A 22706-nucleotide genomic window follows, 5' to 3' on the forward strand; every position below is an offset into this window, starting at 1 on the left:
TTATACATGTAAGAATATCATTGATTTCGTGTTTACTTAATGGATACTGGAGTTATAATTGTAAATGTATCGAGTGCTCGCACTGGTTGGTGAAACTTCAAAACAGGAGAGGTTTTGGTATGACGCAAAGCGGGATGGATAAGGACAACCGGAAGGCGGAACGATCCGAAGAGGAGAGGACGGCCTGGAACCGCTATATGCGGAATTTCAGACGCAGCTTCAAGGACCGGGGACTGACCAGTCTGTCGACCGTCATCACAACGGAACACGCTGAATTCATTGAGCGTTTCGGCCGTGAAAAGGCATGTCAGTCGAAGCGGGAGGCCTTGATGATGATCATCGAGGATGTCAAGGACCGTTACGAGAGCGGTTCGGGAGACGAGGCGCAGCACTGACCGCCCTGTCCTCCCGCCTCAAGACCGGTCGCGACTGGCGTCGCGGCCGGACTGCATTTGGTCCGCTTGCTGATTCCATCAATGGTTGTGTTAGGGTGGCGAGGGCTGATATACGGCTCTTCGGCATTGCTCGTCGCCTGGGATCGGCGCCGGCGTTCGAAGTGGTTTCAGCCATGTGCCTGCCTCGTCGCCGGGGCGCTTCAATGCGCTTGCATCTGCCGCCGCGCTCGCCTAAGAGGGGCGGACCGGCGACCGGATCCGGTCTTGGCGCGTGTGGCGGAATTGGTAGACGCAGCAGGTTTAGGTCCTGCCGCCGCAAGGTGTGGGGGTTCGAGTCCCTCCACGCGCACCACAAAGTGGCTGTTCGAGTGTAGCTTGACGCTGTAGCGTGACGCGCGGTTTTGCAATTTTGACAGCTGGTTTTGCAGCAACCGGTTTTTACGCAATCCGAATAGCACGCAAAATCAGATGGCGAGGCCCACAAGATCAAATGATCCGATTGGGCGGCCTTGATGTCAGTCCTGGGATAGGACTGACGTTTAAATTCGGCTATCTGTTCATTTCACCCAATGAACACGAGGCTGAGCGTCTTGTCAGCGATCCCTGAAAATCTCGTACTTTTGCACAGCGGCGGGGAAGAGTTGCGTGCCAAGTCTATCGCGATCATCGAAGCAAGCGCGGAAATGTCGCTTCATGTCTCTATGATCGAGACCTGCATGGATATGCTGCAGCACGTCCGAACAAACACGCCGAACATGAACGAGGATCAGGTGATTGTGGCACTTATCGGTGCCAGCATTTTCAACTCCATGGCTTCTGCTTTCAAACTACTACTCAGCGGTTACTATCAGTCGTCGGGCTTGCAGATCCGCTACGTACTAGAGAGTGGTTGGTTGCTGGATTATCTGCAAACAGACCCAAAACTGATCCAACAGTGGAAGACGATATCAGAGGGAAAGCGGCTGGCAGTCTTTAGCCCAATAAAAACGCGCGATGCCTTGGACAAGCGTGATGGTTTCACGACGAAAAAACGCGCTGAGCACTATAAGCGCCTATGCGTCTTGTGTGGTCATCCAACTTTCGCGGGTTTCACAATGCCCCGGCCTCTGCCCGATAAAGACGCCCATAAGGGACCTTATGACGCATCAGCCTCGGATGCTTCTGTCTTCACGCTTTTTGAGGAGGTTGACTGCGTCTGAACTGCGCTTACCCTGAAGGTGGAACTTTGAAGGCCTCATCTGACAAACAACAGCGGTTTTGCTGTAGCGTCACGCTACACCGGGTGATCATCGGTGACGGGATCTTCGAGGGGCAGGTCGGCACGGTGGTCACCCCCAAAAGCAAGGGCAAGGGTGATGTCGTGGTCGAGGTTGATCTGTTCGGCCGGCTGACGCCAATGGTCGTGCCGCTTGCCGTGATCGGAAAGGTGTGAGCCAATACGCCTCACGGTCGAAGATGATCCATCAGGGTCTCGGCACGATCGCATCGTATCAGCGGGACGGATGCTCCGCATGAGACTGGTGAGAGCGGGTTACTTCGGTGGCCCGCTCTTTGTCGTCAGGGCAGGGGGCAAGCGTTCCGCGGGTCCTTCCCTGGGCCCCTTGCCCTGCGGGTATTTGGCACCGCGCGGTCTGCCCAGTCTGAGGCTAAATTTAAAGCCTAAAGTCGGGGCTAAAGTTTAGGGCGCTGCAAAGTGGGAGCCATCTTCATCCGCAGCAATTGCCTTGCTCCGGCCGGTTCGATGTCATTGATGCGGCCTCTGCTCGGCGGATATGGTCCCGTCTTGTCATACTCGAAGCCGACCGGAGGTGGCAGCCATCGCATCAGTTCAATGTGACACTAAACCGAGGCCTACGACAGAAGGACGACCTGATCACAATACTCAAGAGCAAGTGTTCGATGGGAAACTATGATTGTTGTTCGGTCGGCTTTGGCGCGGGTGAACGCAGCGAGAACCTTTCTTTCGCTTGTAGCATCAAGACCTTCTGTCGGCTCGTCGAGAAGCAGGATGGGAGCATCGCGCAACAATGCGCGGGCAATCGCAAGGCGGCGCGCCTGACCGCCGGAAAGTCGTGTCCCAAGTTCTCCGATCATCGTATCGAGCCCACGGCTGAAACCGCGGACTTCATCGGCAAGGCCTGCGGTTTCCATCGCATCCAGCAGCGCAGTATCGTCGGCGTCCGGCGAAGCAATCAACAGGTTGTCGCGGATGGTTGCGTTGAAAAGGTGGGTCTTTTGCGCGACCACTGCGATGAGTTTCCGCAGATTGTCGTCACCGATTTCACCGATGGGAATGCCGCCGATGCAAATGGTGCCTTCATCCGGCTCCCGAAAGCGCTGCAGGAGATTGAGCAGCGTGGTCTTTCCCGCGCCGTTTGCGCCCGTAATGCCGATCGTATGGCCTTGCGCTAACTTGAGGGAGAACTCCTTGAGGACGGCAGGCACTGCTTCAGAATAACCCATCGTGACATTCGAAAAATGGATGTCAAAACTAGAGGGCATATTGCCGTCACCGGGGAGCGACTGCGCCACAGGCGGATGCCGGTCGGCGATTTCGAACAGGCGGCGGGCAGCAGCGGCCGTTTCGCCATAAGCGTAGAAAGCGCCCGGCAGCATCGAAACGGCCTCAAAAGACGCCATCACCCAGAATACCAGCATTGTCAGTTCCGGTCCGCTCAGTGTTCCGGCTGAAACCGCTGTGATGCCGGCCACGATTGCCAGCCAAACCGTTGCCTGACCTACAAGCGCGGAGAACGCTTCGAAGCAGGCCGTTGTCCATGCCGTCCGGCGTTGTGCTCGTCCGAGGACCAGAGAAAATCCAATGATCTGCGCACGCCGGCGCGCCACCGCGCCGGCAATGGCGAGCTCGCCAAGGCCGCGGATCGTGTCGGCAACCTGCACCTGCATCTCTCCCCGCAGCGCGACGGTGCGCTTGCCGACGGTCTGTCCCAGCCATGTAACGAGAAGAGGCGTCAGCAATCCGGTGAAAACGAGCGCCAGCGCCGTAATGAAAGCGATTTTCGCGCTGAACACGGCGAGCCCGCCTGTCAGCAGGATGCCGGCAATGAATGCCGCTGTCGCCGGGGCGACTATCCTGAGATAGAGGTTGTCGAGGCTGTCGATATCGGCACGCAAATGAGAGAGCAGATCCCCGTGTCGTTCAGCTTCGAGACCAGCCGGTGCAAGCGGCTCCAGCCGCTCGTAAAACCACACGCGCAGTTCCGACAGCAGGCGGAACGTCGCCTCATGCGTGACCAGCCGCTCGAGATAGCGCGCTACGGTTCGCAGTACGGCAAGACCGCGAATGGCAGCCGCCGGCGTGAAATAGTTGATGGTCTGAATACCGAGGCCTGTCAGCGCCATCGCCGCAATAAACCAGCCGGAGACCGCCAGAAGGGTGACGTTGGCCAAGACGACCAGAACGGAAAGGGCGATCCCCGCAAGCATCCATTTGCGATAGGGCGCAAACAGGACCATCAGCCGGACAAAGTCTTTCATTCATCCTCCCGTGCTGTTGTGCATGGTGGCTTCTGCCGTGGCTGCCTTTGGCCGTCCGGCTGTCCGTCGACAATGCGACCTCCGTCCAGGGAGACGATACGATCGGCCTCAGCGGCAAGCCTGGCGTCATGTGTAACAACAAAGAAGGCGGTCTGCGGCAAAGCCCGGCGAAGGCCAGCCAGCAGGCCGATCGCTGCCTCCCGATCGAGCGCGGCGGTAGGCTCGTCGAGGATGAGGAGGTCCGGCGTTGTCAACACAGCTCTGGCAACCGCGATTCGTTGGGCCTGGCCACAGGAAAGCCCTGTTCCATCCTGTTCGATGGTTGTGTCGTAACCTTTTGGCATGGCCTCGATCATTGCCTGAGCGCGCGCGATTGATGCTGCCTTTTCAATTGTATCATACGATGCGTCCGGCATCGCCAGAGCGATGTTCTCCCGAAGCGTTCCGGCGAAGAGCGTTGGGCGTTGGGGAACCCAGCCGATGCGTTCGAACCAGTGGCGCTCAGACAGCTCCCCGAGTGCGTGTCCGTTGACAAGGAGACGGCCTTTGTCCGGCTGTAGAAAGCCGAGAAGGAGGCGCGCCAGCGTGGTCTTGCCGGCACCGCTTGGCCCGACAAGGGCGATGCATTCACCGCTAGCCAGAGTAAGCCCGATATCAAAAACGCCGCCGCCTTCCGGGTAATTGAAAGAGACGTTTTCAAATGCGATGTCGAGCGGCTTGTTACCGCTCACAACGGTCTTGCCGGGCTGGGGCGATGGATACTCGAAAATCCGGATCAGTTCCTCAGCGGCCGCCAGAGCGGACATGCGTGCGTGATACTGGGTGCCCATGTCACGCAAGGGACGAAAGAATTCCGGCGCCAGCAGCAAGGCGAACAGCCCGGGGAAGAACAGCATGTCGCCATAGTACAGCCGGAAACCGACATAGACCGCGACCATGGCCACGCTGATCGTGGCGAAGAATTCGAGCACGAGAGACGACAGGAAGGCGACACGCAACACAGCCATCGTGGTCTTGCGGTAGTCCTCCGACACACGGGCGATGATGGCGGCTTCGCGTCGGCTTGCACCGAGTTGCTTCAGTGTTGTGAGCCCTTCGATGACGTCGAAAAAATGCGCACCCATGATCGACAGGCGACGCCATTGCCGCCGGTTGAGCTTCTCTGCCCCCTTGCCGACGATGAACATGAAGATCGGTAGTATTGGCAGTGTGATCAGCAGGATGAGGAAACTGATTTTGTCGAACGGAAAGACAACGGCCAGGACGACAAGAGGAATCAGAGCAGCGAGAAACTTCTGTGGAAGGTAACCGCTGAAATAGCCTTCGATCTCGTCAAGGCCAGCGGTCATGGTGGCGATGATCTCGCCGCTATGCTCCCGCTCCAGGCCGACGGGCCCCATCGCCACGATCCGGTCAAAAAGGGCTGACCGCATGCTTGTTTTGACCGACAGCGCAGTTTCGAAAGCAAAACCGCGTTTCAGCACATCGGCAAAAAACCTCAGAACAAAGACCGCAGCAAGCCAGATGAGGGAAGAGGAAACATCCGCCAGCACGGCGCTATTGACAACCACGGCTGCGATGATGCGCGCAATCAGCAAGCATTGGGCGATGATCAACGCGGCAGAGAGAAGGCCGAAGAAAACGGTGAGCCCGCCTTTGCGGCGGGCTTTGCCTTGCCAGGTCTTAAGCCACCGCTCACGGTCGCTTGCCTTTCCGTCATGAAGGGGCATCAGCTTTGCGACCCGGATAGACGATGATCATGTGTGATAGGCGACGAGCTTGGAGATCCGCGCTCTGAATACCCAGATCTGATACCAGTTGTACATGATCATGACCGGCAGGAAGCCACCCATCGTCAAGGTGAAGGTGGTAATCGAGACCTGAGGGCTGGCGCCATCCCATATGGTCCATGTGCCTGGAACAAGGTAGGGGAACATGGTGATCAGCATGCCGACGCCAAGGATTGCCACTGCACCGATGAACCAGAGGATTGCGCGCAGGTCCCGGTCAGCGCGGGTCGAACGCAGAGTCTGAAAGATCGCAAACAGCGATGCGAGGAAGAAAAGGCCCCAGACCCAGAAGTATGCGCCGAACCATTTGTCGCGGGCCCAGGGAAAGATAGCGATGCTCCACAAAACGGTGATGGCGACCGCGATGATCGCTGCCCAGAAGATCAAACCCGTCCAGCGTGCGGCATCCTGACGGATTGCTTCGGTCTTTTCGAAGCGTGCGCGGATGAAAAGCGTGCCGGCGAGCGTGACGGCAATGACCGAGCAAAGGCCGGTCCAGACGCTGAAAAGAGAAAAGAACTCAAAGGCCCCGCCGGTATAGCTCGGGACGCGTCCATCCACATGGGTGAGCTTGAACCCCTGAAGCGCTGCACCAACCGCCATGCCGCCGAAAAATGTGACGGCGAGGCTCGAAAACCCGAATACATAGTCGGTGAAGCGCTGCCAGCCCGGTGATGCGAGGTGACGGAATTCAAGCGCGACGGCGCGAGACATGATCCCCCAGAGCACAAGTGCCAGAGGGACCAGCAGATAGTGGAAGGCCGAGCCGTAGACGAATGGGAAGGTCCCGAAGAGTATGCCCCCGGCAACGATCAGCCAGGTTTCATTGGCGTCCCATGTGCCTGCCATTGCCGTCATGATCGCGCCGCGCTCATGGTGGTCCCGTACAAAAAGAGAGAATATCCCAGCACCAAGATCCGCGCCGTCAAGGATCACATAGAGCAGCACACTCATACCGAGTGCGAGCCACCATGCCACGATCAGTATCTCTTGCGTAGCCGTCAGCGTTTCCATCTCGCAATTTCCTTCCTGGCTTTCGCAGTCACTCAAACGGGGCGGATATATTCCGGCGAGGTATCATCATCACTTTCGATGTGTCCGAGCCGCTGGCGGGTATCCGGCGGAATGGGGCTCTCGATGTCAGGTCCTATCCGGCAGACTTTTGCGAGGAAGTAGACCGTGCCAAAAAGAACGGCGAGTTCGAAGACGACAAAGCCTGCGAGCCAGAACAGTGCGATCTGGAGCGACATCTGGCTGACGCCTTCTTCGACGCGCATCATGCCGTATACAATCCATGGCTGGCGCGAGACTTCCCGGGTCCACCAACCGGTCCATATGGCAAGGTAGGGCAGCACGACGGCGGCAAGCGTTGCCCTCAGAAACCATTTCTGTTCACGGATATAAGCCATCGAGAGCCGGCCACGCAGCGCCAGGAAACCACCCCAGAACGCAAGCAGAAGCAGCGCGCCGCCGATGGCGACCATGACGCGGAATGAATAGAATGGAATGACGACAGGCGGCCGTTCGTCCATCGGGAAATCATTGAGGCCGGTGACCGGGCTACTCCAGGTATGGGTCTCCAGAAGACTTAGCACATGCGGAATGGAAATCGACCATGCAAATCCGTCATTTGCCGCATTCGGCCAGCCCACCACCTTCCAGTCGGTATTGGGCGTTCCGTCGGCATTGTAGGTGTCATAGTGGCCCTCCATGGCCGCCAGCGCCGCCGGCTGCTGCTTGGCTGTGATCAGCCCGATTGAATCGCCCAGATAAACCTGTAGCGGAGCCACCACGACGAGGGCGATCATGGCGTATTTGAGTGGCTTCTGGAACAGTTCTGCATGACGGTTCTTCAAAAGGAACCACGCCGAAACGGCAGCGACGAAAACCAGAGCGATTTCCAGGCAGGCAACGAGCATGTGCGGGAATGCGCCGAACACATCCGGGTTTAACAAGGCATCCTTCCAGCTGACGACATGAAAAACGCCATTGATGTACTCGACGCCATCCGGCGACTGCATCCATGAGTTCGCATCAAGGATCCACCAGGCGGACAGGGATGAGGACAGCGCCACATTGAACGTCGCAAACAGATGCATGCGCCGGCTGATCTTGCCCCAGCCGAATATCATCAATCCGATAAAGCCGGCCTCATACATAAAGGCGGTGATCGTCTCATAGCCGAGAACCTGTCCGAACAGAGGCCCGGCGGCCTGGGAGAACGGCCCGTAGAGAATTCCGAACGCCATTTCCATGGTCACGCCGGTTGCAACCCCGGCGCCAAAATTGACCACGAACAGGCGCTCGAAAAATCGACAGAGCCGGTACCATTTCTCGTCGTCCGTCCGGAGCCAGCGCCACTCGGCGAAAAACAGCAGCATCGCCAGTCCGATTGTAATCGGCGGATACAGGATGTGCATGGTGGTGATCCACGCGAAATCGAATCGCGCTATGTGCAATGCCAAATCATCCGGAGACATGGCTTTCTCCCAGCTTGCTCGCCAGCTATTGCCGCAGCCTCACTCGGAGACTGTGGCTTCTTTTGGTTTAAACTCAGACGAATTCGAGCTTCAGCGTATCGGCGGTCTGCTTGCGAATCGAATGGCAGGCGTCTGCATCGGTCTTCAGGTCGATCCCCCAGGTCGGGATGATCTCCTTAAGCCTGGGCAGCCAGGCATCACCTGTCAGCCTGTCTGCGAAGCACTTCTTCAGCACGTTCATGGCAATGAAGGCCGCAGTCGAAGCGCCCGGAGACGCGCCAAGAAGCGCGACCATCGACTTGTCGTCCGAGGCGATCAGCTCGGTGCCGAACTCCAGCGCTCCGGTGTGTTTCGGGTCGGGTTTGATGATCTGCACGCGCTGGCCGGCAACCGCCTCCTTCCAGTCCTCGCGCTTTGCCTCGGGGAAGAATTGCTGAAGCGTGGCGAACTGATGCTTCGATGTCTGCAGAACCTGGCCGACGAGATACTCGGTCAGCTGCATATTGTCCTTCGCCACGGCCAGCATCGGCAGGATATTGCCCGGCTCAACCGATTCGACGAGGTCCAGATACGAGCCGTGCTTCAGGAACTTGCTGGAAAAGCCGGCATAAGGCCCGAACAGGATCGAGCGCTTGCCGTCGATGATCCGGGTGTCGAGATGCGGGACCGACATGGGCGGGGAACCGTGTGCCGCCTTGCCATAGACCTTGGCATGGTGGCGGGCGCTGACGTCATCGACATCGCAGCGCATCCAGATGCCGCTGACCGGGAAGCCACCATAGCCGCGACCTTCGGGTATCCCCGATTTCTGCAACAGCTCCAGTGCTCCGCCGCCCGCGCCGACGAAGACGAATTTCGCCGAGATGGTCTTGTGGGTGCGGCCTTCAAGGTCTTTCACTTTCACCAGCCAGCGCCCGTCGCTGTCCTTGGTCAGATCGGTGACGCGGTGCTTGTAATAGACCGACGCACCGGAAAGCGACTCCAGATAGGCCATCAGGATATGGGTCAGCGAGCCGTAGGACACGTCTGCGCCGGAGACGATGCGGGTGGCCGCAACTGGCTGGTTAGGATCGCGTCCTTCCATGATCAGCGGCGCCCAGTCGGCGATCTGGCTGTGGTCTTCCGACATTTCCATGCCGCGGTAGCAGTGATGCGCCGACATGGTTTTGTAGCGCGTGCGCAGGAATTCGACATTTTCCTGGCCCCAGACAAAGCTCATATGCGGGCAGGGGTTGATGAAATCGCGGGGCTCCTTGATGGCGCCCTTGCGGGTCAGATACGACCAGAGCTGGCGCGAGACGTCGAACTCGGTATTGACCTCGAGCGCCTCTGAGATGTCGACGCTGCCATCGGAGCGCTGCGGCGTATAGTTCATCTCGCAATTGGCCGCATGGCCGGTGCCGGCATTGTTCCAGGAATTCGAACTTTCCTGCGCGCAGTCGTTCAGTTCCTCAAGCACGGCGATTTCGAGCGAAGGGTCGAGTTCCTTCAACACGGTCGCGAGTGTGGCGCTCATGATGCCCGCGCCGATCATGACGACGTCGTGGTGTTCCTTGTCGGTGTTGCTCATGATTTTCACTCCTTCGTGGCGGGTTTGAACTGGAGATCGGAGCCATCGGCATAGACGACATAGGCACGCCGCCAGGGCTCGTCGCCGATCAGCCGCCATGTATGGCCCGAGCCGCTATTGTCCTGCGCCAGCAGAATATCGCCGGGCTTGATGGTAAATTTCGCTCCGGATTTCACTTCGAATTCGAGCGTGCCGGAAAGCGTGATCACGAAGCGCGGCACAGGGTCCTGATGCCATTCATATGAGCCACCGGAGATTGTTTCCTGGAAGGAGAGTTCCAACGCCTTGACCGGCTTGCCGACGGCATCACCGCGCATGCCTTCCGCCATGTCGATAAAGCCTTCCTCGAACAGCGAGTTTCCATCCTCGCCCGTCCACATACGCACACATCTTATCATTTTCGAACTCCAGTTCTGCTGGTTGTCGGAGACGGTTTTCGGGTTGCCAAAGCAAGGCTGAGACCGATGGCGATGGCTGCCGTCATCAGCCCTGTTGTGACGCCAAGTCCTATTGTTTCGGCGACAAAGGAAGGGGCGGTGCCTGCGCCTTCCTTCATGATGGTGAGTGCGCCAATGCCGGTGCGAAAGCCGAATGATCCGGGGATCATCGACACCACGCCCGGAAAGGCGAAAGCGACCGGCGGCACGTCATAGGCTGCGGCCATCAGGCGGGCGACAAGCGTGGCGGCAAAGGCGCCGATCAGCACCGCCGGTACGATATCAAGGCCCATATGCATGACCGCCGTGCGCAGTCCGTGGCCGATCATCGCCGTGATCACGCAGACCCAGGCCGATCTGATCGGTACGTTGAACAACAGCGCGAAGCCAACGCCGGCCAGGGCTGAAAACAGAAAGTCTTCCGGAACCGGTAACAGCGTCATCTTGCCCGCAACCGGCATCTGGTCGCCTGCAATGCTTGCTGCTGAAAGAAGGCCGAACGTGATTGCAAGAATGGTGATGCCGCCCAGAACCAGCCGTGAGACGCCGACACCGATATGATTGCTGAAAAGGTCTCTGATCCCGTTGATCAACGGTGCGCCCGGCACAAGGATCATGCCCGCAGCGACAAGACAAAGCGTTGCCGAAACACCCGGAAAGAGCCTGATCGCCAGAGCACCCGCCAGCCCGCCGCCAAAGGCGGCAAGGCCCGCCATGGCAACCGGATGCACGCCGCAGCGGTTTAACGTCTGCCGCAATGTCTGGGTCATGATCCCAACCAGGACCGAAACATAGACGACCGGCCATTCCGCGCCGAAAAGCCGGGCCAGAGCGGCAGCTGTCAGCCCCATGCCAAGAATGACAAGGACAGGCGGATAATGGTTGCCGGCATGCTCGACATCACCGAACTTCCGGTCGATGGTCTCAAAATCGGGATCTGCGGCAATAGTCTCGCTACGGATCGCCTTCAGTTCGGCCAGCGCCCCCATATTGATCGCCATGCCGGAAAGCGCGTGGCCCAGCCGTGTGTGAAAATGACCACCCTTTTCAAGCGTGATGATCAGCCCTTCGGCCGATACCATCAGGCGCGCGTCATATCCGAAGCGGGCGACATAATCGTTTACGGCTTGCTGAACCCGCTCCGTACCTGCGCCATTGGCCAGCATCAGCCGGCCGAGGCGCAAACCCAGATGGGCCACATGCTCAGCAGTGGAAGGCGCCTGTGACATCACGCACCCGAAAGGCCCTTGCCGACCATGTCGAGGGGACGGACCACCTTGTCGAACATGGCCTCATCCACCTTGCCGGAGGCAAGGGCAGCCTGTTTCAGCGTCAGCCCCTCGGCAATCGCCTTTTCCGCAATATGGGCGGCATTCTGATAGCCGATGACGGGCGAAAGCGCCGTCACCAGCATCACCGAGCCGTCGACATAGGACTGGATCTTCTCGCGGTTAAGCTCGGTGCCTTCGACCGAATACTCCCGGAATTTTTCGCAACCATCGGCCAGAATACGGGCGGAGTGGAGGAAATTGTTGATGATCACCGGGCGCATGGCATTCAATTCGAAATTGCCCTGGCTGCCGGAAATCGAAACGGCACTGTCATTGCCCATGACCTGTATGGCGATCATCACCATGGCCTCGCACTGGGTCGGGTTGACCTTGCCCGGCATGATTGACGAGCCTGGCTCGTTGCTCGGCAAAAGAAGCTCGGCAAAACCGCAGCGCGGGCCGGATGCGAGCCAGCGCATGTCATTGGCGATCTTCATCAGGGCGACGGCCAGATTGCGCAGCGCGCCATGGGCCCGCACCATCGCATCAAGTGAGCCCTGGGCCGAGAACTTGTTGGGCGCGGTGACGAACGGCTTGCCCGTCAGTTCCGCAATCTTCGCCGCAACATCGGCTGCAAAACCTTCCGGCGCATTGAGCCCGGTGCCAACCGCCGTGCCGCCGACGGCAAGCTTGTAGAGACCTTCACGGCTTGTCTCGATATCGGCAATCGCATCGCGGATCTGCCCGGCCCAGCCGTGCCATTCCTGGCCGACCGTCAGCGGAACGGCATCTTCCAGATGGGTGCGTCCGATCTTGACCACATCCATCCAGCTGTCAGCCTTTTTCTCGATCGTCTCGGCAAGTTTTGTTACCTGTGGAACCAGAAGGTCGTCGATCGCGGCAACCGAGGCGATATGCATCGCAGTCGGGAAGGTGTCGTTGGAAGATTGCCCCATATTGACGTCGTCATTCGGGCCGACCGGTTGCTGCGTGCCAAGCGTGCCGCCCAGAAGCTGGATGGCACGGTTGGAGATGACCTCATTGACATTCATATTGCTCTGGGTACCGGAGCCGGTCTGCCAGACGAAGAGCGGGTAGTGATCATCAAGCTTGCCGGAAATGGTCTCGTCCGCCGCACGAATGATGGCGTCCCGTTTCCAGTCGGGCAGGCGGCCGGCCGCATTGTTGACAAGCGCGCAGGCCTTCTTGACGTAGCCATAGGCATGATAGACGGGCTTCGGCATCAGGTCGCCGCCGATATTGAAGTGTTGCAGCGAGCGCTCGGTCTGCGCGCCCCAGTACCGGTCTGCCGGCACATCGACATCGCCCATGCTGTCAAATTCGTGGCGCATGCCTTTGGCTGCAATGCCGATCGGCAGATCCTGCATCGCCGGATGGTTGTCGTCGTTACTCATGAAATCCCCCATTCAAGAGCATTTATATGAAGCTATGCTAATCTATTGAAGCCAAAACAGAAGTTCTCGCGGAGAAAAATCTGATTTTTCTTGCTGCTGGCCCGAGACGCAGTCGGCCATGCTTTCGACGAGAACTAACATCCCCCGCCGAGTAACAGAAATTCGCTAATCAGCTTCAGTTTTGACGCCAAACAGGCTCAGTCGGCGAAAGTACTGATTGAGTGTAAATAGCGTCATTTTTGACGCTTTCCGGCGAATTGAAAGCGCACAAGATGCCGCAATAATTCAGGGACGAAAGCGGCAGTTCAGGACGGAAACTTAACCACGAAGGCAGAGACAGCCCAGACCGGTGAAAATAGGACCGGCGCGGCTGCGTGAGGAGCCCATATGCTGACACATACCATAGCCATCGCCCTAGGGCCTATTGTTCTGGGCGTGGGCATCGGCTGGGTGTCGGGCGCGCGGAATTTTGTGAAGCGCGAGCACGCCCAGGCCTTTGCCGACTTTGTCGTCAAGATTGCGCTGCCGATTGCGCTGTTTCTCGCCGCACTCAGTTCTCCGGCCAAGTCGATACTGAATGCGGACTTTGCCGCAGCGATCGGTGTGGGCCTCGTTGTTACCTATGTTGCAGCCTACGCCTATGGCAAGGTGATTGCCAAATACGGCCATGCTGATTCAACAATGCAGGCCCTGTCCGCTTCGTTTCCCGATATGGCCTATTGTGGTCCGCCGATACTGCTTGCGACCGTTGGTTCTTCCGGGCTGATTTCCGTTGTCGTTGGAAACCTGATCTACACCGTGATCATCCTGCCCGTCTCTTTGATGATGCTCAGCGCCGGCCAGAAGGGGCAGAGCATTTCGAAACTTCTGTTGAACACGATCTCGCAGCCGCTCGTCTTTTTGCCCGTACTCGGGGCCGTCTTCGCTGTTGCCGGTATCAAACTGCCTACCGTCATAACCAGTTCCATGGATGAACTCGGCAAGGCTGCAGGCGGTGTTGCTCTTTTCTTTCTGGGGCTTTTTCTGTCCGGCGTTCATCTGAAACTGAAGAGCGAGATCATTGTCAACGTTGTCCTGAAGAACATTATTCAGGGGGCCGTCATTCTCGGGGTTGGCCTGGCGCTTGGACTGCATGGCGATTTGCTGAAGGCGGCCTTTATCATTGGCATTCTGCCGACCGCGACCGCTGTGCCGTCGCTGGCTGTTGCGCATAATTCCTACACCGAGCAAGCCGCCTCGACTGTTCTCCTCAGCACAGTCGTTTCACTGGTCACGATGGCAATCGGAGTTATGGTCGTCGCCCATATCTAGCAGGTGCAAACCTACGTGCAGGTCTTGCAAATCGCGAGCGACGTTTCAGAGACCTTGGCCGTATAGTTTGAGGCGCCTGTAGCGCATGGCTGAAAGCTGGCTGAAGGGTTTGGGGTATACCTCATGGCGAGCGCTGAAAAAGGCGCATGGATACACAAGCTTTCGCTCCTGAAGCTGGCGTCCTATCATTCGTGACCGCACGCGATCCGGATTACCGTCGGCACCAGCCTGCCGCTCTTTCTCGGCTGGCTGAATGGCGATACCAATTCCACGGTCTATATCGCCATCGGTGCATTCTTGACCGCGATCACCGTACGCCTTGACCCCTATGGCGATCGCTTTCGCCAGATCGTCGTTTCCACCGCGATCGCGCTGGCGGGCTGTTTTCTCGGTCCCTTTGTAGCGGGCCATGGCGTATTGACCTTCATTCTTCTGGTCACGCTCGGAATGGTTTCCGTCATCCTCAGCGGTTATGGCGCGGCGTTTTCCGTCGGCGCGCTCAACATGCTGGTGTTGAGCATCATCACGAGCCATATCCACACCGAAGTCTCGCCAGGCCGCAGCCTGATAACCAGCTGTGGCCAGTGCGGAAAGGCTTTGCGACCATATCGTTGCGTTAATTGGGAGCCGGTCAGCCACAGATGTTCCCGTGGACAAGGGCCGTGTGGATGGCGTTGTCGACGCGCTCGCGCGGCTCGCTGCCGTTTACCCGTTACCGCAAGTTCAGGAAAAACAGGCACCACTTGACGCCGCCGTGGACGCATTCTCCTCAATTGAGGCAGATACTGCCTGGCTGCTCGACTGTCGCGATCAACTGGATGTCAGCACTGGACGGCAAGATGTCATCGCAAACAACGGCGAATTGAACCGCTGAAACTGAGCCTTAGCGCCCATTGTGGGCGCTGGTTTGCCTGAGAGGGGCAATGCTGTGTTGGGGGGAGGCGGTCGCTTGGTCATGATCCAGCGCAGTCTGGGGACTTTTGCTCCGGAAAAAATCGGTAATCACGGGGTCAAGATCGGGGTCGTCCATGTCGAAGACGCCGCAATGGCGGCGTACCGCAGACAGTGCGCTGGAGGCGGGGAGCCTTTTCATCATCACTTCGAGCAGGCGGGGATCTGATTTTCTAGCACGCTCGGTCGCAAGCACATAGCCACTCATGTAGTCGCCGCCGCCGCTGAAGGACGGGATCATGATTTTTAGCCCAATGTCTGCCGTTGTTCTGTCCAGATTGGTCACTCGGTAGAAATGGAGGAGACCGCCTACCTCGATAACACAGGCTTCGTGCTTGAGGACCCGGAGTGATCCACGACGACTGAGTGCGTCGGGAAGCGGGGAAAACGTTTTTTGAAAAGTCAGTCCATCGCTCTGGAAAATGCGGCCGTATGATACTGTGATTTTCGCTGGATCGGCCAGACTCCGCAAACAGAAGATATAGCTTCCTGTGAGCCAGTTCAGGCTGGCATTCTTGGCCTTGCCATAGGCGATGACGTCAGAGATTGTCTGATTGAAAACGGCTGGCAACGGATCGCTTGAGCGGCCTCGGCTGTCAATTCGATCGACGAATGCATCGTGCTCGAGCATCAGGTCGTCAACGGTTAAACCATTCTTACGCGCGATATTCGATAAGGTTGAGAGGGAAGGAAAACCGGAGCCGCTCAGATATTTGTTCAACTGCTGTCGGTTAATTCCGATCATATCCGCAGCCTCAGTTATCGAGCTGAACCGTGAACAAATGTAGCGAATATTGTTCTGGACAATCTGCCTGATTTTGCTGTCCATCGTGTCCCCCATGCTGACCGGCGATAAGAACTGAAAACAATTGCATGTCCAGGAAAATTGAACATCGACCCGCAATCGTTTTCGCAACCGCTACGACGATCTATCACGCATCGTGCATCCATCAGTCAACTGAGGTGCAGAGGTATTTATATCGGGTATCGGCGCAGATCGCTGTGTCGATGGTGAGCCAAGAATGCGTCACTATTGGCGCTCAACAGCGAATTGGAAACAGGTATGCCGCCGTTTACCAGTTTCGTAGCTGAGCGCTCGGCCGCTGCGGCGTGAATTTCGTTCACGGCCGCCTGCAGGCCAGCATTCTATGACTGTAAAAGATAAGCAGTCATGCCCGAACCTATTGTAACGACGGGGAAATCGAGTGGCCAAAGAAACCTGTTCTGACTATATTGCTTCTCTGCTTGCCGATATTGGTATTGCCCGGATTTGGGGTGTGACTGGTGATAGTCTCAATGGCATAAACGATAGCCTGCTCCGACAAGGCAAGATCGAGTTCATGCATGTGCGTCATGAAGAGGCAGGCGCTTTTGCCGCGGGTGCGGAAGCAGCGGTTACAGGCAAACTGGCTGTCTGTGCGGGCAGTTGCGGCCCGGGTAATCTGCACCTGATCAACGGTTTGTACGACTGCCATCGCAATCAGGTACCTGTGCTCGCGATCGCCTCACACATTCCCTCAAGTGAGATCGGCTCGCATTATTTCCAGGAAACACATCCTCAGGAGTTGTTCAAGGAATGCAGCCACTATGTAGAAATGGTTACCAATCCCGCTCAGCTTCCACATATCCTTGAAACGGCAATCCGGAGCGCGGTCGAAAAGCGTGGTGTGTCAGTGATAGTGCTGCCCGGCGATGTATCGCTTGAGCCGGCACCTGCCTCACCGGCTCCGATGACATTTGGCAAGCCGCCGGCCATAATTCCTGCTCCTGCCGATCTCGAGCGTCTGGCTGAAATGCTGAACAAGTCCGAGGCGGTCGCGATGCTCTGCGGCAGCGGCACCGCCGGCGCCCATGATGAAGTGGTCGCCCTGGCCGACCAGCTCGGAGCTCCAATCATTCACGCCCTGCGCGGCAAGGAGCATATCGAGTGGGACAACCCTTTTGATGTCGGAATGACAGGGTTGATCGGCTTTTCGTCCGGCTACCACGCTATGGAAAATTGCGACATGCTGCTGATGCTCGGGACGGACTTTCCCTATCGTCCGTTCTACCCCGAAAAGGCAAAGGTGGCGCAAATCGACATTCGTCCCGAAGCAATTGGCCGTCGAAGGGCTGTTGATGTCGGCCTCGTCGGTGATTTGCGTTCGACGATCAACGCACTGCTTCCGCGTCTGGCGCGCAAAGAAGACCGGCATTTTCTTGAGCGTGCCAAGGAGCACTATGTTTCTGCCCGTAAGGGCTTGGATGATCTTGCATTTCCCGAGAAGTCCGATCACCGGATTCACCCGCAGCACCTGACCAGGCTCCTGAGCGAGCATGCCGAGGACGACGCGATCTTTACCGCCGATGTCGGCACGCCGACGGTCTGGGCCGCCAGATATCTGAAGATGAATGGCAAGAGGCGTCTTCTGGGTTCCTTCAATTACGGTTCTATGGCCAATGCCATGCCGCAGGCTATCGGCGCACAAGCGTCATTTCCAGGACGGCAGGTCATCTCCATGTCCGGGGATGGCGGGTTTTCAATGCTAATGGGCGACCTTCTGTCACTGCGGCAGCTAAAATTGCCGGTAAAGCTCGTGGTATTCGACAACGGCTCGCTTGGCTTCGTCGCCATGGAGATGAAGGCCTCGGGTTATCTCGATGCGAATACCGATCTTGATAACCCGAACTTTGCGGCCATGGCGGAATCCATCGGCATCAAGGGTATTCGTGTCGAAGACCCGGGTGCGCTTGAAGACGGCGTCACTGAAGCACTGGCGCACGAGGGTCCTGTATTGCTGGATGTGAAGACCGCGAAACAAGAGCTTTCGATGCCGCCTTCGATCCATTTCCAACAGGCAAAGGGCTTTAGCCTGTTCATGATGAAAGCGGTGATGAGCGGTCGCGGTGATGAGCTGATGGAGCTTGCCCGCACCAATTTCAGAAAACACGGATGGTTCGGCTGATCTGCCTGAGAAGGAAATAACCAATGTGCACCTCGCTTCTTTATTTCGATGCCGCCAATCGGGCCTACCTTGGCCGGACCCTGGAGCTGAGTATCGAGCTTCCCTACCAGCTTTCGGTCTTTCCGGCAGAACTTGAACTCAGTTCTCAAGCAGACGGTTACAAGCCATTGTCATGGCAGGCGAAGTTTCCGTTTCTGGCTGTTACCATGCCGGCAGCCATACCCGAGCCCGGCCATGTTCCGGGCCCGGCTGATCTGAAGGTGGTCGAGGGAATGAACAGCGCCGGGCTGACCTTCTCCGTCCAGTCCTATGCCGCGGCTGGTGGTCTCGATACGGAAGGAGACGCTTCCAGCGCGGGACTTTCTGCCGCGGATCTCGGCGCCTGGGTGCTTGGCCAGTTTTCATCGGTCGAAGAGGTGAAACAGGCGCTGGCTGACCTTGTTGTCACGGTCGAGCGCGTTCCGATCCTTGGCGGCCTGAAGATGCCGTTCCATTATTCGGTTCATGATGCCGCGGGCAAAAGCATTGTCATCGAATTCCACCACGGCGTCCGCACGGTCTATGACAATCCTGTCGGGGTGATGACCAATGCGCCGCAGTTCTCCTGGCACCTGACGAATCTGAACAATTACACCTTCCTGACCAATGTCGATCACTCTAAGGCAACCTTCGGGTCTTACGAGGCCGTGCAATCCGGTGCAGGTATCGCCAAGGCAGGGCTTCCGGTGACGGATACCTCGGTGGACCGCTTCATCCGTGCCGCCTTCTATGCGCAGTTTGCCGAAAAGCAGACGGATGCTGACAAAGCTGTGCAGATGATCGCCCACATCATGAACAATTTTGACAGGCCGCGCGGCGTCACGGTGGACTATCCTGATCAGGGCAGCGGCCACCTTCAGGTGCAGGGCAATGAGGGAGACAAGGTGCCGACCGAATTCACCTCCTGGACAAGCCTCTCCGATCTTGATCGCAAGCGCTTCTTTCTGCGCGACAGCGGCGGCATGAACTTCGCCGAATTCGATGTCGCAGACCTTGGCAATTCGGTCAAAACCTTCACGTCGAAGCCGATGGCGCAATTGCTGCCGAGGCCGCAAAACATGACGGCTGCTCTTTGCTGAGCAGCGCCGTTCAGGCACAAAGGCTGCTGATGTGTTAATGATCGAGTGAAGGTGTTGCAGCTTGGAAATACTTGACTGGTTTGCCTCGGTTCTGCGCGACAATATCGAAATCCCGCTGTTTCTGGCACTGCTCTTCGGCTACACGGCCGGAAAGGTGGAGATCGCGGGTATCTCGCTTGGCGATGTGACTGCGACCCTGCTTGCCGCGCTGGTGATCGGCCAGATCGGCATCACCGTGTCGCCGGACGTCAAAACCATCTTCTTCATGTTCTACCTGTTTGCCGTCGGCTACAGCGCTGGGCCCCAATTCGTGCGCGGGTTGTTTTCAGGAGGGCTGCAGCAGGCGGCCTTTGCGCTTCTTGTCTGTTTGATGGGGCTTGGATCTGTCTATGTCGCGGCCAGGCTAGCCGGTTACGATATCGGCATAGCCGCCGGTCTTTATGCCGGCTCGACAACGACATCTTCGGCGCTTGGCCTTTCGCAGACGGCCATCGGCCAGACGGCACTGAGCGCAGCGGAGAAGACTGTCAGCCTGAACATCATGCCGGCGGCCTTTTCGATTGCCTATGTGATCGGCACGTTCGGCTCGGTTGTAATACTCGGAATTCTCGGTCCGAAGCTGCTGGGGATCGATCTGCCGGCGGCCTGCCGTGCCTATGTCAGACGCGTAGGCGGCAGCGGTGATCAGGGGCAGGGCGGGACCGCCTGGCATCAATATGTCGCCAGAGCATACCGTGTCGGCGAGGATACGGCTGTTTCCGGGCTGAAGGTCGGGCAGGCAGAGCACTTCTTCGAGGGGTATCGGCTTTTCATCGGTAGGCTGCGCCGCAATGGCACGATCGTCGAGGCCACGGCCGAGATGGTGTTGGAACCCGGTGATACGATAGCAATCGGCGGCGCGCGTGGGGTGTTGCTTGATGTGGTGGGCGCGGTTCTGCACGAGGTTGACGATGCCGAGCTCCTGAGCGTCCCGGTCGAGGGCGTCGATGTGCTGATTACGGCATCCAATGTGCACAAGAAGTCACTGGCCGAGATTGCGAAAATGCCCGAAACGCGGGGAATTTTTCTCACCGCGATAAACCGCGGCGCGATGTCGGTTTCCATTCCAATCCTGTCCGAGACCCGGCTTTATCGCGGTGACGTGGTGCATGTCGTCGGGCGAGCCGCTGATATCACCGCCGTTGCCCGCAAGTTCGGTTATCTTGATCGCGAAACGGAGCGTGCCGATATTGCGTTCATTGGCGCGGCCGTGGTGGTCGGGGCCCTGCTCGGCTCTTTGACATTGAAGATTGGGGAAGTGCCGCTGACGCTTTCAACGGCCGGCGGTGTGCTGCTTGTCGGTCTTCTTCTGGGCTGGCTTCGGTCTGTTCGCCCTGCCTTCGGCCGCGTTCCGCGTGCGACGACATGGTTTATGAGCTCGATCGGTCTCAACCTGTTCATCGCCGTCGTTGGCCTGACGGCAGGGCCGGGGTTGATCACAGCGCTGAAGGAGCTAGGGCCGGTGTTCCTGCTCTGGAGTGTTTTTGCCGCCGCCGTACCCATGATTCTGGCTCTTTATATTGGCAAGTATCTCTTCCGCTTTGATGATGCCATTGTCCTCGGTTGCTGTGCGGGCGCTCGTACGGCGCCTGCAGCGCTGAGCATGATCACCGATCGCGCCGGAAGCCAGGTGCCGGCAATAGGCTACTCGGTCGGCTACGCAACCGCCAGCACGGTTCTGACCTTGTTTGGCATCGTGATCGTATTGATAAGTTGAGCTTTCCAAACTGCGTGAGCCTGCACCTGACTTTCGAGAGCGGCTTTGTAGCTGGGTTAGGGTCGTGCGCAGAGGTGGCTCGATTTGTCTGAATGAACCGCGTCAATGTCTTGGGTTGCGAGGAGGAGTTATAAATAATTTCCGGCCTGCTGCTCACAATTCTTCATTAACGGGGCGGGCGTATTGCTGGCCCGGGGTTGAGTGGAGGGGACACGCCACGGTTTCTGACTGCCGCGGCTGAGGGACGATATGACGACTTCAGGGAGATTCTGGCCGATCCGATGAGCCTCTCACCTGCGATGCGTTTGGTCATGGATCGGAGTGGGCTCGCGTCACGGCCCAAAGCAGTCGTTCATTGGTGGAACAGCTGCTGGATTGCAGCCGGTCATACTGGCCATTCGCTGCGGCTGCGTTGTCTGCGCCTTTGCCAAGGTTCACTGAGCGGACTCAGCCGATCAGCTCGATATTCTGCTGCCCGATCTGTCTCCGGAAATCATCGCTGGTGAGCGTCTGTAGGCATGCAAGCCTTGATCTTACTCTGGCCCCGTTCCCGGTGGAAATCAACGTTCCGTCTTTGGCAGCACAAATGTGCTGAATGGCGGCTGCGGAAAATATTGGATTGACAAAAGAGCGAGTTTCGATTTTTTTGTAAAACGGTTTAGTAAATCGCTTTACCTAAAAACTACGATCATGCAAAAGCCACCTGAGGGCGAACGAAATGGCAAAGGCGCCAAGCCTGAAAGATGTAGCGAAGGCCGCGGGTGTTTCCGTTGCGACGATTTCGCGTCTCTTGAACGGCTCGCTTGTGCTGCCCGACGAAACGCGTAGCCGCATAGAGACGGCAATCAGGGATCTCGGCTATGTGCCCAACCCCCATGCACGGCGGCTAAGCCGCGGGCGGTCCGACATGATCGGGCTGGTCATTCCCGACATCGCAAACCCGTTCTTTGCCATGCTCGTCGCGTCGATCGAGGAAGAGGCGGAAAAGTTCGGCCTCGCCGTGTCCCTAAATGCAACGCTCAACCGGCCGGGCCGCGAGAGGAAATATCTCGGCCTCATCGAACACCACCATGTCGATGGGTTGATCTTCGTGACCAACCATCCGGATGACGGCGAGCTTGCTGGTCTGATAAACCGCACTGGCAAGGTCGTCATCGTCGACGAGGACGTGCCGGGTGCCATCGTTCCCAAGCTCTTCTGCGACAATCACCAGGGCGGCTATCTCGCCGGAAAACATCTTGCCGACTTCGGCCATAAAAAGGTCGTCTTCGTTGGTGGCCCGGAGGAGATGATCTCTACCGCGCGCCGTCATGCGGGACTGGAGCAAGGACTTCGCGAGCGTTTCGGCGAAGAGGTGGAGATCCCCCGCTATTGTGGCGAATACACGGTAGCGGCCGGTCGCCATGCGGCGCGGCGCTTTCTAGACGAGAAGCTTCCTGCCTCAGCCATCTTTGCCAGTTCCGACGAAATCGCAATCGGCATGATTGAGGTGCTTTATTCCGAGGGCGTGAGCATTCCCGACCGTGTGTCTGTGGTGGGCTTCGATGATGTCGGCCCGCTGCACCTGTTTTCGCCGCCTTTGACCGCCGTGCGCCAGCCGGTGCGCGCCATCGGCGCGCGTGCTCTGTCCCTTCTTCTTCAAACAGATTGGCAGCAGCTCGAAACCCTGGAGCGGGAAGAGCTGCTGCCCGTAGAAATCGTCGTGCGGAGTTCCGTCGCGCCGCCGGTGATCGAAAAAAAGCGACGTTCTTAACCAAACCAGAGGATGA

19 protein-coding genes and 1 tRNA gene are annotated in these 22706 nt (G+C 57.8%); 10 read left to right on the forward strand and 10 right to left on the reverse strand.

Annotation, left to right across the window (positions count from 1 at the left end; all coding sequences use genetic code 11):
* The first annotated feature begins 119 nt into the window (after positions 1 to 119).
* The 4 genes from FF124_RS10960 to FF124_RS20555 all read left to right on the forward strand — a co-directional run bounded on the left by FF124_RS10960 (position 120) and on the right by FF124_RS20555 (position 1827).
* A complete protein-coding gene (locus tag FF124_RS10960; protein WP_138748516.1) occupies positions 120 to 395 on the forward strand; it encodes a hypothetical protein in 276 nt (91 codons plus the stop codon).
* A 267-nt stretch (positions 396 to 662) separates the two neighbouring features.
* Positions 663 to 747 (forward strand) — tRNA-Leu (locus tag FF124_RS10965).
* Between the two features lie 238 nt (positions 748 to 985).
* Positions 986 to 1594, forward strand: coding sequence for a hypothetical protein (locus FF124_RS10970; protein WP_138748517.1), 609 nt, complete (start codon positions 986 to 988; stop codon positions 1592 to 1594).
* A gap of 83 nt (positions 1595 to 1677) precedes the next feature.
* Complete coding sequence (locus tag FF124_RS20555; protein WP_187326899.1) at positions 1678 to 1827, forward strand: transcription termination/antitermination protein NusG; 150 nt, start codon at positions 1678 to 1680, stop codon at positions 1825 to 1827.
* 419 nt (positions 1828 to 2246) lie between these two features.
* On the opposite strand, the gene cydC is transcribed toward FF124_RS20555, so the two are convergent.
* The 8 genes from cydC to fumC all read right to left on the reverse strand — a co-directional run bounded on the left by cydC (position 2247) and on the right by fumC (position 12856).
* Positions 2247 to 3893: a thiol reductant ABC exporter subunit CydC gene (gene cydC, locus FF124_RS10975; RefSeq protein ID WP_138748518.1), complete on the reverse strand. Its 1647-nt coding sequence runs from the start codon at positions 3891 to 3893 to the stop codon at positions 2247 to 2249.
* Positions 3890 to 5623: a thiol reductant ABC exporter subunit CydD gene (gene cydD / locus FF124_RS10980; protein WP_138748519.1), complete on the reverse strand. Its 1734-nt coding sequence runs from the start codon at positions 5621 to 5623 to the stop codon at positions 3890 to 3892. Before cydD ends, cydC begins: the two co-directional genes overlap by 4 nt.
* A 27-nt stretch (positions 5624 to 5650) precedes the next feature.
* Entirely contained in the window at positions 5651 to 6697 is a 1047-nt protein-coding gene (locus FF124_RS10985; RefSeq protein WP_138748520.1) for a cytochrome d ubiquinol oxidase subunit II, read from the reverse strand.
* A gap of 32 nt (positions 6698 to 6729) precedes the next feature.
* Positions 6730 to 8163, reverse strand: a complete 1434-nt coding sequence (locus tag FF124_RS10990; RefSeq protein WP_138748521.1) for a cytochrome ubiquinol oxidase subunit I — start codon at positions 8161 to 8163, stop codon at positions 6730 to 6732.
* A gap of 73 nt (positions 8164 to 8236) precedes the next feature.
* A complete protein-coding gene (gene mqo, locus FF124_RS10995) occupies positions 8237 to 9733 on the reverse strand; it encodes a malate dehydrogenase (quinone) (protein WP_138748522.1) in 1497 nt (498 codons plus the stop codon).
* A gap of 5 nt (positions 9734 to 9738) precedes the next feature.
* A complete protein-coding gene (locus tag FF124_RS11000; RefSeq protein WP_138748523.1) occupies positions 9739 to 10131 on the reverse strand; it encodes a cupin domain-containing protein in 393 nt (130 codons plus the stop codon).
* Positions 10128 to 11399, reverse strand: a complete 1272-nt coding sequence (locus tag FF124_RS11005; RefSeq protein ID WP_138748524.1) for a threonine/serine exporter family protein — start codon at positions 11397 to 11399, stop codon at positions 10128 to 10130. The genes FF124_RS11000 and FF124_RS11005 overlap by 4 nt, the downstream gene beginning before the upstream one ends.
* A complete protein-coding gene (gene fumC, locus FF124_RS11010; RefSeq protein WP_138748525.1) occupies positions 11399 to 12856 on the reverse strand; it encodes a class II fumarate hydratase in 1458 nt (485 codons plus the stop codon). The genes FF124_RS11005 and fumC overlap by 1 nt, the downstream gene beginning before the upstream one ends.
* A gap of 387 nt (positions 12857 to 13243) precedes the next feature.
* On the opposite strand from fumC, the gene FF124_RS11015 reads away from it, so the two are divergent.
* A complete protein-coding gene (locus tag FF124_RS11015) occupies positions 13244 to 14167 on the forward strand; it encodes an AEC family transporter (RefSeq protein ID WP_138748526.1) in 924 nt (307 codons plus the stop codon).
* A gap of 45 nt (positions 14168 to 14212) precedes the next feature.
* On the opposite strand, the gene FF124_RS11020 is transcribed toward FF124_RS11015, so the two are convergent.
* Positions 14213 to 14806 (reverse strand): hypothetical protein, encoded by a 594-nt coding sequence (locus FF124_RS11020; protein WP_138748527.1) that lies wholly within the window; start codon positions 14804 to 14806, stop codon positions 14213 to 14215.
* Positions 14807 to 14816: 10 nt separating this feature from the next.
* On the opposite strand from FF124_RS11020, the gene FF124_RS11025 reads away from it, so the two are divergent.
* A complete protein-coding gene (locus tag FF124_RS11025; RefSeq protein ID WP_138748528.1) occupies positions 14817 to 15041 on the forward strand; it encodes a hypothetical protein in 225 nt (74 codons plus the stop codon).
* A 9-nt stretch (positions 15042 to 15050) separates the two neighbouring features.
* On the opposite strand, the gene FF124_RS11030 is transcribed toward FF124_RS11025, so the two are convergent.
* Entirely contained in the window at positions 15051 to 15947 is an 897-nt protein-coding gene (locus FF124_RS11030; RefSeq protein WP_187326900.1) for a helix-turn-helix domain-containing protein, read from the reverse strand.
* Positions 15948 to 16323: 376 nt separating this feature from the next.
* Between FF124_RS11030 and poxB the strand changes: the two genes are divergently transcribed.
* The 4 genes from poxB to FF124_RS11050 all read left to right on the forward strand — a co-directional run bounded on the left by poxB (position 16324) and on the right by FF124_RS11050 (position 22690).
* Positions 16324 to 18063 carry a ubiquinone-dependent pyruvate dehydrogenase gene (gene poxB / locus FF124_RS11035; protein ID WP_138748530.1) on the forward strand — a complete coding sequence of 580 codons (1740 nt, stop codon included), beginning with the start codon at positions 16324 to 16326 and terminating at the stop codon, positions 18061 to 18063.
* A 23-nt stretch (positions 18064 to 18086) separates the two neighbouring features.
* A complete protein-coding gene (locus FF124_RS11040; RefSeq protein ID WP_138748531.1) occupies positions 18087 to 19181 on the forward strand; it encodes a linear amide C-N hydrolase in 1095 nt (364 codons plus the stop codon).
* A 61-nt stretch (positions 19182 to 19242) separates the two neighbouring features.
* Positions 19243 to 20937, forward strand: coding sequence for an aspartate-alanine antiporter-like transporter (locus tag FF124_RS11045; protein ID WP_342777059.1), 1695 nt, complete (start codon positions 19243 to 19245; stop codon positions 20935 to 20937).
* Positions 20938 to 21655: 718 nt separating this feature from the next.
* Positions 21656 to 22690: a LacI family DNA-binding transcriptional regulator gene (locus FF124_RS11050; RefSeq protein WP_138748532.1), complete on the forward strand. Its 1035-nt coding sequence runs from the start codon at positions 21656 to 21658 to the stop codon at positions 22688 to 22690.
* Positions 22691 to 22706 lie beyond the last annotated feature (16 nt).

This window comes from Martelella lutilitoris, assembly GCF_005924265.1.
Lineage (GTDB): Bacteria > Pseudomonadota > Alphaproteobacteria > Rhizobiales > Rhizobiaceae > Martelella > Martelella lutilitoris.

Bases quoted from the DNA above. Each gene is read 5' to 3' on its own strand.
- FF124_RS10960 (WP_138748516.1), top strand. From the start codon at position 120: ATGACGCAAAGCGGGATGGATAAGGACAACCGGAAGGCGGAACGATCC.
- cydC (WP_138748518.1), bottom strand. From the start codon at position 3,893: ATGAAAGACTTTGTCCGGCTGATGGTCCTGTTTGCGCCCTATCGCAAA.
- cydD (WP_138748519.1), bottom strand. From the start codon at position 5,623: ATGCCCCTTCATGACGGAAAGGCAAGCGACCGTGAGCGGTGGCTTAAG.
- FF124_RS10985 (WP_138748520.1), bottom strand. From the start codon at position 6,697: ATGGAAACGCTGACGGCTACGCAAGAGATACTGATCGTGGCATGGTGG.
- FF124_RS10990 (WP_138748521.1), bottom strand. From the start codon at position 8,163: ATGTCTCCGGATGATTTGGCATTGCACATAGCGCGATTCGATTTCGCG.
- mqo (WP_138748522.1), bottom strand. From the start codon at position 9,733: ATGAGCAACACCGACAAGGAACACCACGACGTCGTCATGATCGGCGCG.
- FF124_RS11000 (WP_138748523.1), bottom strand. From the start codon at position 10,131: ATGATAAGATGTGTGCGTATGTGGACGGGCGAGGATGGAAACTCGCTG.
- FF124_RS11005 (WP_138748524.1), bottom strand. From the start codon at position 11,399: ATGTCACAGGCGCCTTCCACTGCTGAGCATGTGGCCCATCTGGGTTTG.
- fumC (WP_138748525.1), bottom strand. From the start codon at position 12,856: ATGAGTAACGACGACAACCATCCGGCGATGCAGGATCTGCCGATCGGC.
- FF124_RS11015 (WP_138748526.1), top strand. From the start codon at position 13,244: ATGCTGACACATACCATAGCCATCGCCCTAGGGCCTATTGTTCTGGGC.
- FF124_RS11030 (WP_187326900.1), bottom strand. From the start codon at position 15,947: ATGGACAGCAAAATCAGGCAGATTGTCCAGAACAATATTCGCTACATT.
- FF124_RS11040 (WP_138748531.1), top strand. From the start codon at position 18,087: ATGTGCACCTCGCTTCTTTATTTCGATGCCGCCAATCGGGCCTACCTT.
- FF124_RS11050 (WP_138748532.1), top strand. From the start codon at position 21,656: ATGGCAAAGGCGCCAAGCCTGAAAGATGTAGCGAAGGCCGCGGGTGTT.